The sequence below is a fragment of the uncultured Pontibacter sp. genome (genome assembly GCF_947499215.1).
Classification (GTDB): Bacteria; Bacteroidota; Bacteroidia; order Cytophagales; family Hymenobacteraceae; genus Pontibacter.
This window is the reverse complement of record NZ_CANMNI010000002.1, coordinates 510,980-523,721: the sequence shown is the minus strand read 5'-3', so window position 1 is coordinate 523,721 and position 12,742 is coordinate 510,980. Positions and strand designations below refer to the sequence as shown.

At 48.6% G+C, this 12,742-nt stretch carries 11 protein-coding genes; 7 read left to right on the top strand and 4 right to left on the bottom strand.

Translation table 11 applies throughout. The features are described 5' to 3' along the window. Window positions 1-52: 52 nt before the first annotated feature. The 6 genes from rplQ to dnaK all read left to right on the top strand — a co-directional run bounded on the left by rplQ (window position 53) and on the right by dnaK (window position 6,155). Window positions 53-565 (top strand): 50S ribosomal protein L17, encoded by a 513-nt coding sequence (gene rplQ, locus Q1A04_RS10205; protein WP_299704956.1) that lies wholly within the window; start codon window positions 53-55, stop codon window positions 563-565. Window positions 566-641: 76 nt separating this feature from the next. After that, window positions 642-1,748, top strand: coding sequence for a glutamine-hydrolyzing carbamoyl-phosphate synthase small subunit (gene carA, locus Q1A04_RS10200; protein WP_299704953.1), 1,107 nt, complete (start codon window positions 642-644; stop codon window positions 1,746-1,748). Between the two features lie 19 nt (window positions 1,749-1,767). Further along, complete coding sequence (gene eno / locus Q1A04_RS10195; RefSeq protein ID WP_299704952.1) at window positions 1,768-3,045, top strand: phosphopyruvate hydratase; 1,278 nt, start codon at window positions 1,768-1,770, stop codon at window positions 3,043-3,045. Between the two features lie 101 nt (window positions 3,046-3,146). Beyond that, window positions 3,147-3,446 (top strand): septum formation initiator family protein, encoded by a 300-nt coding sequence (locus Q1A04_RS10190; RefSeq protein WP_299704950.1) that lies wholly within the window; start codon window positions 3,147-3,149, stop codon window positions 3,444-3,446. Window positions 3,447-3,612: 166 nt separating this feature from the next. Beyond that, window positions 3,613-4,179 (top strand): helix-turn-helix domain-containing protein, encoded by a 567-nt coding sequence (locus Q1A04_RS10185; RefSeq protein ID WP_299704948.1) that lies wholly within the window; start codon window positions 3,613-3,615, stop codon window positions 4,177-4,179. Between the two features lie 113 nt (window positions 4,180-4,292). After that, window positions 4,293-6,155 carry a molecular chaperone DnaK gene (dnaK, locus tag Q1A04_RS10180; protein ID WP_299704946.1) on the top strand — a complete coding sequence of 621 codons (1,863 nt, stop codon included), beginning with the start codon at window positions 4,293-4,295 and terminating at the stop codon, window positions 6,153-6,155. Window positions 6,156-6,228: 73 nt separating this feature from the next. Here the strand turns inward: dnaK and Q1A04_RS10175 are convergent, their stop codons facing one another. Both Q1A04_RS10175 and Q1A04_RS10170 read right to left on the bottom strand, forming a co-directional pair. Beyond that, window positions 6,229-6,567: a hypothetical protein gene (locus Q1A04_RS10175; RefSeq protein WP_299704944.1), complete on the bottom strand. Its 339-nt coding sequence runs from the start codon at window positions 6,565-6,567 to the stop codon at window positions 6,229-6,231. Between the two features lie 4 nt (window positions 6,568-6,571). Next, window positions 6,572-7,639 carry an Ldh family oxidoreductase gene (locus Q1A04_RS10170; RefSeq protein ID WP_299704942.1) on the bottom strand — a complete coding sequence of 356 codons (1,068 nt, stop codon included), beginning with the start codon at window positions 7,637-7,639 and terminating at the stop codon, window positions 6,572-6,574. 188 nt (window positions 7,640-7,827) lie between these two features. Here Q1A04_RS10170 and Q1A04_RS10165 point away from each other — a divergent pair, with 188 nt between their 5' ends. Then, window positions 7,828-10,209, top strand: coding sequence for a hypothetical protein (locus Q1A04_RS10165; protein ID WP_299704940.1), 2,382 nt, complete (start codon window positions 7,828-7,830; stop codon window positions 10,207-10,209). 83 nt (window positions 10,210-10,292) lie between these two features. Here Q1A04_RS10165 and Q1A04_RS10160 read toward each other — a convergent pair whose 3' ends face one another. Then, entirely contained in the window at window positions 10,293-11,231 is a 939-nt protein-coding gene (locus Q1A04_RS10160; RefSeq protein ID WP_299704938.1) for a phosphatase, read from the bottom strand. A 164-nt stretch (window positions 11,232-11,395) separates the two neighbouring features. Continuing rightward, window positions 11,396-12,733: a Shedu anti-phage system protein SduA domain-containing protein gene (locus Q1A04_RS10155; protein ID WP_299704936.1), complete on the bottom strand. Its 1,338-nt coding sequence runs from the start codon at window positions 12,731-12,733 to the stop codon at window positions 11,396-11,398. Between the last annotated feature and the right edge of the window lie 9 nt (window positions 12,734-12,742).

Genomic DNA, 12,742 nt, shown 5'->3' with positions numbered 1-12,742 from the left:
CCCGATCCCCTAACGGGTTGATCGACGGTATGCACGTGCACAAATCAAAATAATGAGACACGGTAAAAAAATCAATCATTTAGGAAGAACTGCTTCGCACCGCAAGGCAATGTTGTCAAATATGGCTGCATCGCTTATCCTGCACAAGCGTCTTTCTACTACAGTAGCCAAGGCTAAAGCACTGCGTAAGTATGTAGAGCCACTACTGACAAAGTCTAAAAACGACACAACTCACTCAAGAAGAACTGTTTTTGCTTACCTGCAGGACAAAGAGTCTGTGAAAGAGTTGTTTGACGAAGTATCTGTAAAGATCGCGAACAGACCAGGTGGTTACACGCGTATTCTGAAGACTGGTTACAGACTTGGTGACAACGCAGAAATGTGTGTGATCGAGCTTGTAGACTACAACGAGGATATGTTGACTACAGCTGGTGCAGCCGGCGGTGCTAAGAAAACTCGTCGTCGTTCTTCTTCTAAGAAAAAAGGCGCTGAGTCTACTGAGGCTTCGACTCCTGCAACTTCAGAGGCAGAAGGCACTAAAGATGAAACAAAAGATGCTGAATAAGTTTCATTTGTGAAATATTGTAAAGGGACATGACGTAAGTCGTGTCCCTTTTTTATTTTTGTATTAAATTTTTACGATGAAGAAACACACGACTTCCGATGCTATTCTCTTATTGCAAGATGGTACCGTATTCTCAGGCAAAAGCCTAGGCTGCATAGGTACGACAGGTGGTGAGCTATGCTTTAACACAGGTATGACTGGCTACCAAGAAATCTTCACCGACCCCTCTTATTATGGGCAGTTAGTTATCACCACCTTCTCCCACATAGGTAACTATGGCGTGCAGTCGGATGAGGTTGAATCCAATAAAGTGCAGATCAATGGCTTAGTCTGTAAAGAGTTTTCCCACCACTTTTCACGCAAGAGAGCCGAAGGCTCACTGCAGGATTACTTCGAGAAAGCCGGCATTGTAGGCATCTGCGAGATTGATACACGAGCGCTTGTTCGCCATATTCGTGACAAAGGTGCTATGAACGGTATCATTTCTTCTGATACAACGGATATAGCTGAGTTGAAGCGCAAGCTTGCAGATGTTCCGTCTATGGCTGGTCTGGAGTTATCATCCCATGTGAGTACGCATCAGCAGTATGATATGCAGCCTGCGGAAGTAAAGTACAGGGTTGCTGTTTTAGACTTAGGTGTAAAGCGTAACAGTTTGCATAATTTGGTTCAGCGTGGATGTGCCGTGAAGGTTTTCCCATATAATACTCCGTTTGAAGAAATGGAGCAGTGGAACCCGGACGGTTATTTCATCTCAAACGGACCAGGTGATCCGGCCGCTACGACTATGGCTATTAATAGTGTGAAGCAGATACTTGACAAGAACAGACCGATGTTCGGTATTTGTATGGGCCACCAAATGCTGGCGCAGGCAAACGGGATAGCCACATACAAGATGCACAATGGTCACAGAGGTCTCAATCACCCTGTGAAAAACCTGTTGACAGGCTTGAGTGAAATTACTTCCCAGAACCACGGCTTTGTAGTGGATAGTGAGCAATTGAAGAACCATCCGGACGTAGAAGTGACTCATATCAACCTCAATGATAATACTATCGAAGGTATACGCATGAAGACCAAGCCGGCATTCTCGGTACAGTATCACCCAGAGTCTTCTCCGGGACCGCATGACTCCACTTACCTGTTCGACGATTTTATCGCCCTGCTAGAGCAAAACAAGTAAAACTATATAAAAACTAAAGATGAGCTTAATAACAGATATTAAGGCCCGCCAAATCTTTGATTCGCGCGGCAACCCTACTGTAGAAGTAGATGTGTTCACAGAGAATGGCATACTGGGCCGTGCAGCGGTTCCATCCGGAGCTTCCACAGGCGTACATGAGGCAGTAGAGCTGCGTGACGGCGATAAGGGCAAATACATGGGCAAAGGTGTGCTTCAGGCTGTGAAGAACGTGAACGAGAAAATAGCTGAAGAGCTTGTTGGCTTCCCTGTGTTTGAGCAGAACCTGCTTGACAAGATCATGATCGAGCTGGATGGTTCTGACAATAAAGCAAACCTTGGTGCCAATGCCATACTAGGTGTATCCCTCGCCATTGCCCGTGCTGCTGCGCAGGAACTGGGTATGCCGCTATACCGCTATGTAGGAGGGGTTAACGCCAATACACTGCCTGTCCCGATGATGAACATCCTGAACGGTGGTAGTCACGCTGACAATGCCATCGACTTCCAAGAGTTCATGATCATGCCAGTGGGTGCGCCTTCTTTCTCTGAAGCATTGCGTATGGGCTCTGAGGTGTTTCACCACCTGAAGAATGTACTTAAGAAAAAAGGTCTATCTACGAACGTAGGCGATGAAGGTGGTTTCGCTCCGAACATCGCTTCTAATGTAGAGGCAATCGAAGTAGTGCTGCAGGCCATTGAGGCTGCTGGCTACAAGCCGGGCGACGACATGATGATCGCTATGGACGCTGCCAGTTCTGAGTTCTATGACAAGTCTACTGGCCTGTATACCTTCAAGAAGTCGACTGGCGACAAGCTGACTTCTTCTGAAATGGTGAGCTACTGGAAAGAATGGACGGAAAAATACCCGATCGCTTCTATCGAAGATGGTATGGACGAGGATGACTGGAAAGGCTGGAAAGAGCTAACTGAGTCAATTGGCAACAAGGTGCAGCTGGTGGGCGATGACCTGTTCGTAACGAACGTGAACCGTCTGCAGCAAGGTATAGACCAAGGCGTGGCGAACTCTATCCTGATCAAGGTGAACCAGATCGGTACGCTGACGGAGACGATCAATGCGATCAACCTTGGCTTGCGCCATGGCTATAAGAGTGTGATGTCGCACCGCTCAGGTGAAACAGAAGATAATACGATCGCTGACTTGGCAGTGGCCCTTAACACAGGCCAGATCAAGACTGGCTCGGCTTCCCGTTCTGACCGTATGGCCAAGTACAACCAACTGCTCCGTATTGAGGAGGAGCTTGGCGAAGTGGCTTATTTCCCGGGAAAGAAGTTCTAAATAACATCCAGAAAATATTTTAGGCATAAGGCTGTGGGTTTATGACTCACAGCCTTATTTTTGTGTAAAGGCCTCAGAATAATATCTATAGTTTCCAATATATGCTAAAACGTATACCCAAGTTTGTACGCAGTTTCTATTTCATTACAGGTATGCTGTTTCTGGTGTGGATGCTCTTTTTTGATTCAAACGACTTTATCACCCAGTACCGCATGAGCCGTGAGTTGCGCGATAAGGAAAAAGACAAGGAGTATTACCTAGAGAAAATGGCCGAGGTGCAGCAGGACCGAGAGGAGCTGATGGGCAACCCGGAGCTACTGGAGAAGTTTGCCCGTGAGAAGTACCTGATGAAGCGTCCGGGGGAGGATGTGTTTATTGTTGTGCCTAAGAAAGAGGAGTAAGGTATAGGTCCATAGACGGATGTGCAGAAAGCTGTTTTGACGAACAGCTTTTTGCTTTTAAAGCTCCTAGGAGCCCAAAAGTCATCAATGTCATAGGAATGACATATAAATACCGGCAGCTCGGATCCTACATTTGATGTAGTATTGAGGAATAAACCAAAACATCATGAAGCAGTTAGGTAATAAGATTTTCGAGATACGAAAGAGAAAAGGTCTGAGTCAAGAGGAACTATCAGAGATGGCAGGTATAAGCCTGCGGACATTGCAACGAATAGAAAAAGGAGAGACTGAACCGAGGGGCTATACCTTAAAATCCATTTGCCAAGCACTTAGTGTGGATGTGGAGGAGGTATACGACTATGGCAAGGAGCCAGACAAAAGTGTGTTGTTGCTGATGCATCTCTCTGTGTTATCATACTTATTGATGCCTCTAGGAAATCTCATCTTTCCACTGATCGTCTGGATAACACAGAAAAAGAAAGTGCTCCATGTACAAGAACAGGGGGTTAGCCTGTTGAATTTTCAGATCACATGGTCGTTGATCACCTATCCACTGGTGATGCTTTTTGCTTGGATGACAATCATGCACTATCCCGGTTCGTGGTATGTGTTCATTGCCTACTTGGTGCTGTATTTCCTCAATGCGCTCAACGTCATCAGAGTATGCTGGTTGGTCAGCAAGGACGCGACACACGATCCATATCCTGTTTCGTTCGCTATATTAAAGGTATAGGTCCGGGTACTAGGTATAAAGCGAGGCCATTCCCATACCTCCCTTAAATTTTTCGTAACTTTGTGTATATGCGCTGCTGCCCTAGAGCGGTGGCCTCACCAAAGTATACAAACATGGCAAAAGTTGCGATAAACCTTTCTACAGGAGCCCTTCAGCAGGAAGAGGTGATTGTAGGTATAGACCTTGGGACTACCAACAGCTTGGTAGCCTACATACATCCCGAAACAAAGAAACCCCTTGCGATAAATGACCTCGGACGCGGTACCATTGTGCCTTCCGTGGTTCACTTTACCCAAAGCGGCGAGACCATTGTGGGTACTGAAGCGAAGGAGTACCTGACGACCGATCCTGCCAATACGATCTATTCGGTAAAACGCCTTTTAGGTAAATCCTACAAAGATCTGGGCGAGCACCGTGACTACTTCGGCTATAAGATCATTGACGATGACAGCGAAGGACTGGTGAAAATTCGGGTAGGGGACAAGTTCTACTCACCAATCGAACTGTCAGCGGAGATACTGAAAGAGCTGCGGGAGCGTGCCGAGCATGCCCTGAAAACGCCGGTGAACAGAGCGGTGATCACGGTGCCGGCCTACTTCAACGATTCCCAGCGCCAGGCCACCCGCGATGCAGGCAAACTGGCCGGGCTGGAAGTGCTGCGCATTGTTAACGAACCGACGGCCGCTTCATTGGCTTACGGTATAGGTATAGATCCATCAGAGGAGAAAACGATCGCAGTATACGACTTAGGCGGTGGCACTTTCGATATCTCTATCCTGAGCATCCACCAAGGTATATTTGAGGTGCTTTCCACGCACGGCGACACTTACCTAGGTGGCGATGACTTAGACCGTGCTATCATCAACTACTGGATTCAGGAAAATCAGCTTATTGCTGATACCCTCAACCAAGATAAAAACCTGCAGCAGGAGCTTCGCCTGAAAGCCGAGGAAGCCAAGATCGCGCTGAGCCAACAGCAAATCTATACCAGTAAGGTAAACGATACGATAGAATGCGGTATTACGCGTCACAAGTTCGAAGAGCTGATTGCACCTATCGTAGCCAAGACAATAGACAGTTGCCGACAGGCCATGGGCGACGCCAAGCTACAACCAGAGCAGATCGATGCCGTGATTATGGTGGGTGGTTCTACCCGTGTGCCGCTGGTATACGAAGCTGTGTCAGAGTTTTTTGGTAAGCCTGCCAATAACTCGCTTAACCCCGATGAGGTGGTAGCTTTGGGAGCCGCCATACAGGCAGATATTCTGGCTGGCAATCGCAAAGACATTCTGTTGCTGGACGTAACGCCGCTCACCTTGGGTATAGAAACCATGGGCGGCTTGATGGACTCGATCATCCCGCGTAACTCCAAGATCCCAACCAAAGCCGGCCGTCAGTACACGACGTCTATCGATGGGCAGGTGAACATGAAGATATCCGTTTACCAAGGCGAGCGTGACCTCGTGAGAGAGAACCGCAAGCTAGCAGAGTTCGACCTGAAAGGTATACCGGCCATGCCAGCCGGCTTCCCGAAAGTAGACGTGAACTTCATTTTGAACGCCGACGGTATCCTAAAAGTAGAGGCCATTGAAGTACGCTCCGGCGTGCGCCAAGAGGTGGAGGTAAAGCCACAGTACGGCCTGACCGATTCGCAGGTAGAGCAGATGCTGATGGACTCGATCACGCATGCCCGTGAAGACGTTTCGGCGCGCATGGTGATTGAGGCGCGCACGACTGCTGAGCAGATGCTCTATCAGGTGGAGCGCTTCCTTGACAAGAATGGCGAGCACCTGACCGAAGAGGAAATTAACCTGACCCGAGAGAACCTGCAAAACCTGCGCGATGCCCTGCCAAGCGGCGACAAAGACCAGATTCTGAAAGCTGTGGATGTACTGGAGGAGCAAACCAGCCCGTTCGCGGAGCGCGTAATGCAGATCTCCATTAAAAAAGCCATGGCTGGTAAGAAAATTGAATAGGCTATACCTAGTTACATAAAACAAGAAGAGCTGACCGTTGTGGCCAGCTCTTCTTGTTTTATAGGTATACAGCTTACTTGCTGACCGAAAGCAAGGCGTCGAGGAGGGTATAGCTGAGGTAGATCAAGGTGATGGCCACGATCACGCCCACCATCACATTGGCGTAGGGCTCGTCCTGTTCGCGCACGCCTTTCACGCCCCAGTATACATAGGCTACCAGCGCAACAAGGGCATACAGCAACAGCAGCACAGGTATAGCAACCAACACTGAAACAGGGACCAAGCTCCAAAAATAGTTTACCCCGAGCCAAGCCACATTCAGTATCCAGACCAGTACCAGCATCAGTATACTGCGTCTGGTAGAGCCAAGACCCAAGGCACGGAAAACCTGCATTTCCTTTTCCCCAGCCATCGGACTATAGCTTTACACCGAACTTCTTGCCAACCTCTTCGAGGTCTTTTTCCACAGGCGGCAGAAGCGGTATACCTTTCTTCAGGCGTGTAGCGGTCATGTGTCGCTCCGGGTCGCCGGGGATGAGCACGGCTTTCTCGCCACGTTTCACCTGCGCATTGCGGAACGTCTCGATCCAGTTATCCATATGCTGTTTAAACTCCTCGGCAGGGCGGAAGGCATCGATGCGCATGGCACCGAAAAAGTGCCCTATACCTTTGCCCACCGGATCGGCGGGAGGGGCGAGGAAACTCACGAAAGGTGGTACCCATGGGCCGTAGTTAGCGCCTGACAAAACTCCCGAAAAAATATCCACGATGGAGCCCAGTGCATAGCCTTTGTGGCTGCCTCGGTTTTTTGTGCTGCCCAGCGGGAGTAAAGCGCCGCCTGCCTGCACTTCGAACGGATTAGTAGAGCCTAGCCCCGTGGCAGTCTGCACCCAGCCGCTCGGCGTCTTCTTTTGCTTGCGCTGCAGTATCTCCAACTTGCCGTTGGCGGCGGTGGTGGTGGCCAAGTCGGCTACGAAAGGAGGCTGGTGCAGGGCAGGCACGGCTACCGCAATCGGATTGGTACCAAGCATGCGCTGCGTCGAGTGGGTCGGGGCCACCAGCGGACTGGCGTTGGTCATGGCCATTCCGATCATGTCGCGCTGCAAAGCCTGCATGGCATGGTAGCCCGCTATGCCAAAGTGATTGGAATTGCGAACCGAAACCCAGCCCGAACCGACTCTATCCGCTTTCTCCAAGGCGATTTCCATGGCACGGGGTGCTATCACCAAGCCAAGTCCGCTGTCACCGTCTACGGTAGCGGTGCTGGGTGTTTCGTGCACAATGGTCATATTGGGTTTTGTGTTGATGCGTCCGGCTTCCCAAAGGCGCACATAGCCGCTCAGGCGGGCCACGCCATGGGAGTCTACGCCGCGCAAATCGGCCTCTAAAAGCACCTGTGTAGCCAATGTAGCATCTTCAAGTGGGCAGCCCATCTTGGTGAAAACTTCGCGGGTGAAGTCAAAGAGTTGTCGGTAAGGGTACATAGCAAAAAGGTTAGGGCCGCAAATTAAAAAATAATTAGGCCATTGCCTTACAAATCCTGCGGCGATTACGGCCGCCAGAATTTATACCTGTGAACCTCATTTATATATCATTTTTTATATACTTTCGGGCAACATTAGAAAAGTGGAATAGAATTTGAAATGGCGAAAGCAGGCATAAACGTACGACTATGAAAAGAGCTCTACTTCTGATTTGGGTACTCGCGCTGGCATTTGCGGGGCATGCGCAGACCAAGCTTGTGTTTGAACAGACCACCCCGGTCTCTTTTCTGATCAAGCAGGTGCCGGCGGGCAACAGTGGCCAGTCCCATAGCAATAGCATCATCCAGTTGTTGAGCGGGGAAACCACTTCTGCCCGTGGAGGCCGCCCGAGTCGCACACCGGAGTTTGTGGTGCGAATGGAGCAACACGCCCGCATAGCCGATGCCAGCAATGTGTTGCAGTTGAAGGTGCAGTTGCAGAAAGTAAGTGTTAGCGGCGATGTACACTACCGTGGCTTCGATCTGGGCAGCGCGCTTTTGCCGGAACAGGCGAAGATGACCGTGCGGTTGCTCAACAGCCAGCAGAAGGAACTGAAGCGCTACAGCCTGCCTACTGTAAACTTAACGAAGAATGGCGTAGTGGCTCTCGAAACGACTGTGCCGGACACGGCCAGCAATCAGGGCTATACCTTGCAGGTAGAAGGACTTGAGTTGGTGTATACTTCTGCAGATGTTCTTAAGGTACAGGACCAGATTAACCTCATCAAAGACTACTATGCCGCTGACGCCACTCTAGAAAAGGCGCTGAAAGATATTGCGCTTATCAATCCGGAGGATGTAGACCGGATAAAAGTACAGGACCAGCGCCTGCGCGATATCGAGGAAATCCACCAAAAGTTGCAGGAGAAGCGCTTCACCGAAAAGCTTAGCCTCAACCAGTTCGATCCGCAACGCTATACCACTAAGTCAAACCAACTGAAACAGCTGTTAAAAGAACGCCGCCGTGCACTTAACCATACCTTGGCTACGCTCGACCAGCAATTCTACAACCGAGGTATAAGCCTGATCGCGAAAGGCAACCTAGCAGCGGCGGGAGCCTATTTCGTGAAGTCGCTGGAGGTAAACCCGCGCTTTGCGCCTGCTCACCTGCAACTGGCCCGCCTCGATTTTATGGCCGGCAACCTGCACGAGGCCGCTGGCCGCACCCGCGATATCCTCACCCAAATGCGCGTAGACCCGGAAACAGAACAGATGGCTTTGGGACTGGCGCACGACATCTACAGCGCTTTCGTGACGGAGGGGCATGCCTTCAACAGCCAAGGCGACTACCGCAGCGCTGTGGCAGCCTATGCCGATGCCCGCACGCTTTGCAGCACCATTGGGGGATTGCGTTGCAACCTGCCTGCCCTGAACGACGGGGAGGGCCGTGCCGTGTATGGCTATTACCGCAGTATGGTGGATGAGGGCAAGCGCTTCCTGAGCAAAGGTGACTTAGCACAGGCTGACCAGCTGGCTGACGAGGCCTATGCCTTCCAGCGCCAGTATGACTACCTGTTGCGTGACGCACCAGAGGCAGCCGAACTGCAGGGCCAAGTGAAATACCAGTATTATGTGCAGCATATTGACAAAGGCCGTCAGGCCATGAAAGCCACAGACTATCGCTTTGCTCTCAATCAGTTTGAGGCGGCCCTTGCGCTGGAGCAGAACTATACCTTCCAGCCGTTTCGTGAGTTAGGGAAATTAGCACAGCAGGCAGCAAAACCTATACTGCTAAGTCAGTTGAGCGATGGATATGTGCAGGCCATGAACAACAGACTGGCCGATGCAAGGGCTATCGCCACTTCGGCCGAGAGTATGCGTACTCGCTATGCATTGGAGCAGGATGCGGAGGTGCAAGCCAAGTACGTGCAACTGCGCGACCGGATCTTTACGCAGGAGTGCCTCAATGTGCAGGCCGACTACGACCGTCATTACCAGAATGCGCAGGCACTTGTGCGGGAGAAGAAGTTCATCGCCGCTGATCAGGCTTATCAGGCAGCCATTAAAGCGGCGGGGGCCAAGGCGACCTGTATGAATTCTACCTTCACTGCTGATGATGGTCGCCATGCCATTGCCAGTGCAGTAGCTTACCAGCGCATGCTCGAAGATGTGAATAGGATGGTGGCCAGTGGCCGTTACACGGATGCCATTCAGAAGTACAACGACGCCGAACAGCATTACCTAGGCCAATCAATCGGGAAGTTCGGACTCAACCATATTTCGCTGTACAATTTTTCGAGAGAACAGAACTCCTTGCCTTTTACAGCTGCCGTGGTGGCCCACTTCACCTCCATTCAGCAGGAAAAGGCTGCCCTGCAACTCCTAACCACCTTGCTCAACAAAGGCTATGCGAAGGGCAAGACGAAGAAAGTGCAGCAGCAACTAGGTATACAGCTCGCCAAAAAAGACGCAAGCAATATTTATAGCGAGTCTCCGAAAGTAATGGCAGCCAACTATACCCAAGGCGACAAAAAGCTCAAGAAGTTGGGCAAGGCTTACGAGAAAGAATATAAGAAACTGGCGAAGCGATAGGAAGATATAACTCCGATGCCGACAAGAAAGCCTACTCTCTTCAGGGTAGGCTTTCTTGTTTACGTTAAGGTATGAGTAGATGCTTACATCGACGCAAGCGCCTGCGCCAGTACCCCTTCTTTCAGGGCGTAAGCCGATGCATTTATCTCTTGCAGGTTGTAGGTTTCCAACACAAAGTCCACCACGATACTAGCCAGTACGATCATATCCACGCGCATTTCAAGCATGCCCGGTATTACAAGACGCTCTTCGTGGGTCTTGTGAAGCAGGTCTTGGTATATCTTATAAAAGTCCGCCACTTCCAGCGAGGAGGCTGCAGGAGGATTTAACTGGCGTGAGTTGTCGCCGCGGCTCAGGGCGTCGATGTCGCAGAGCGTGTCAAACGTGCCGGAGGCTCCTACTAAGCGAACTGGTTTATATTTGGCCACGGCCTCTGTGAGGGGCTGGAGCACATCGGCCAGATAGCTTTTCTCGGCTTCCACCTGTTCGGTAGGTATAGGGTCCTGGGTATAGAACTTGTCCATGAGGCGCTGGGCACCCACCTCGAAGCTTTGTTTCCAGAAGATTTCCTGGTTGTTGCAGATGATGAACTCCACGCTCCCCCCACCAATGTCCATGATCAGGGAAGTCTGTTCATCCAGCACCCCAGCCGAGCGCACGCCAAAGTAAATCAGTTCCGCTTCGCGGTCACCGTCGATGATCTCCACCCGTATGTCCGTTTGTTTGTAAATGTCTTTGATGAAGTCGTCGCCGTTGCTGGCGTTGCGCACCATGCTGGTGGCCATGGCCTGCACTGTCTCCACCCCATACTCATCAATTTGCCGGCGGAAATCCTTCAGCGTTTTAAGTGCCCGCTCATAAGCCTCCGGGGCAATCTCCCCCTTGCTGATGCCGCCCTGCCCAAGCCGCACCGGCAGCTTGGTTTTCACGAAGTCGGTGCGCTGGCCCTTTTCGTCTACCTCCGTGATGAGGAGGTGAAATGTGTTGGTGCCCATGTCGATGAGTGCGAGGCGTTTGGTCATAGGGGGGAGTTTTATATTAACTATAAGGCTCAGGATGCAAAATGAAAGACTTTTTAAGTGAGTACCTATTTAGGTATTTAAATGTAGTTAGAAGGACTGCCTCCAACCAGTGTTACTATTTGGACTACATTGTATAGCTATTTTTGCACTTAGTGCCATTAGGTTCAAACTTCAATCACTCTTCCATCTTTATAATGGATTGTTTCTTTGAATGTCCCGATTAAGTCAGGATGCTTCTCTCTAATAACATTTCTGTATTTTGAGAAAAATTCATGATTGATAAAGTTCCTTTCTACATCAGCTATATACCATGCCCATATTTTTTCAGCTGAGTTTGGGTGTTCATCTGGTATTTTTACATCCGCCTTTAGTAATGGATGATTATAATAAAATAATCTCTGATTATTAGTCATATTTATCATTAAAGGCCCAGACGTCTGATGTTTATAGTGATGTTCATACGTTTCAAGGAAATAACGAATCACATCCATCCGTTCCTCAACAGATAGTGTTTTTGCAAATAATATGACTTGAGAATAACCATGATTTGAACTTGTCTCTTGAAACATATCGCCACCCAAAGACCAAAAGTGAAACACGGAAGGATGAATAGAAATTTTTTCAAAAGACCTATGCAAGATTAACTTCCCATCAATAAACAAACTTAAGTAAGTGGAGTCTATTGCTATACCAAATTCAAAGTGTAGGTTGAAAAGCTTATCATATTCAATTGGAGTATCCGAAATTGCAACCAAATTATCTAATACAAGCTTTTGGTCAGACCATACTTTAATAAATAAGCTATCATTATCTGTTCCTACAGAAATCCTGTTTTTATCTTTTTCAAAACCAAAATCACAAAAGAATTGATGCTGACCTTTCGCAGAATTTGGCAGCATCAAAACTGAAGAATATGTTAGCCCGGGTAAGTTGCTTATATGAGCTGTCTGTAAAGAAATAGAACTTAATAAAGTGTTTCGAATATCATCATACGTGATTGTTTTAACACTATTTCCTCTATCAAACAATAAGTCATGTACCTTCTGTTTATCAACAGTTTTATCAACTCCTGCAACAATTGAGGAAAGTAATTCTCTTTGTATTCGGATATTATATTTGGCTTCTATTGTTTTCCGATTATCAGGAACAAAATAGTATTGAGCATACTCACGACACTGAGAGATGTACTCTTCAAATGAGCTATAAAACGTGGTTCTCCTACTTGTATTCTTAAGTATTTTAGTATCGGGTCTTTTAAGTTCAAATATTTCCCATAATCCATTATAAGAACGCACGAGAAAATCTGGGATATACTCCTCTCCATTTCCACAAACAATTTGTGAGGGATGTGGTATAGTTTGGTTGTAACATAAAATTTCAAATACAAAAGGATTTCTTTCGAACCAAAGCTGAAATTGAGCCTCATTTGATGTTTCTGCACTTAATAATTTATCTAATTCATTAAGTGCAGAATAAAGCTTATCAAGTACTGATTTAACCATAAGTTTGAT

Excerpts from the sequence above, each read along its gene's own strand:
- rplQ (WP_299704956.1), top strand. The coding sequence starts at position 53 with ATGAGACACGGTAAAAAAATCAATCATTTAGGAAGAACTGCTTCGCAC.
- carA (WP_299704953.1), top strand. The coding sequence starts at position 642 with ATGAAGAAACACACGACTTCCGATGCTATTCTCTTATTGCAAGATGGT.
- eno (WP_299704952.1), top strand. The coding sequence starts at position 1,768 with ATGAGCTTAATAACAGATATTAAGGCCCGCCAAATCTTTGATTCGCGC.
- Q1A04_RS10190 (WP_299704950.1), top strand. The coding sequence starts at position 3,147 with ATGCTAAAACGTATACCCAAGTTTGTACGCAGTTTCTATTTCATTACA.
- Q1A04_RS10185 (WP_299704948.1), top strand. The coding sequence starts at position 3,613 with ATGAAGCAGTTAGGTAATAAGATTTTCGAGATACGAAAGAGAAAAGGT.
- dnaK (WP_299704946.1), top strand. The coding sequence starts at position 4,293 with ATGGCAAAAGTTGCGATAAACCTTTCTACAGGAGCCCTTCAGCAGGAA.
- Q1A04_RS10175 (WP_299704944.1), bottom strand. The coding sequence starts at position 6,567 with ATGGCTGGGGAAAAGGAAATGCAGGTTTTCCGTGCCTTGGGTCTTGGC.
- Q1A04_RS10170 (WP_299704942.1), bottom strand. The coding sequence starts at position 7,639 with ATGTACCCTTACCGACAACTCTTTGACTTCACCCGCGAAGTTTTCACC.
- Q1A04_RS10165 (WP_299704940.1), top strand. The coding sequence starts at position 7,828 with ATGAAAAGAGCTCTACTTCTGATTTGGGTACTCGCGCTGGCATTTGCG.
- Q1A04_RS10160 (WP_299704938.1), bottom strand. The coding sequence starts at position 11,231 with ATGACCAAACGCCTCGCACTCATCGACATGGGCACCAACACATTTCAC.
- Q1A04_RS10155 (WP_299704936.1), bottom strand. The coding sequence starts at position 12,733 with ATGGTTAAATCAGTACTTGATAAGCTTTATTCTGCACTTAATGAATTA.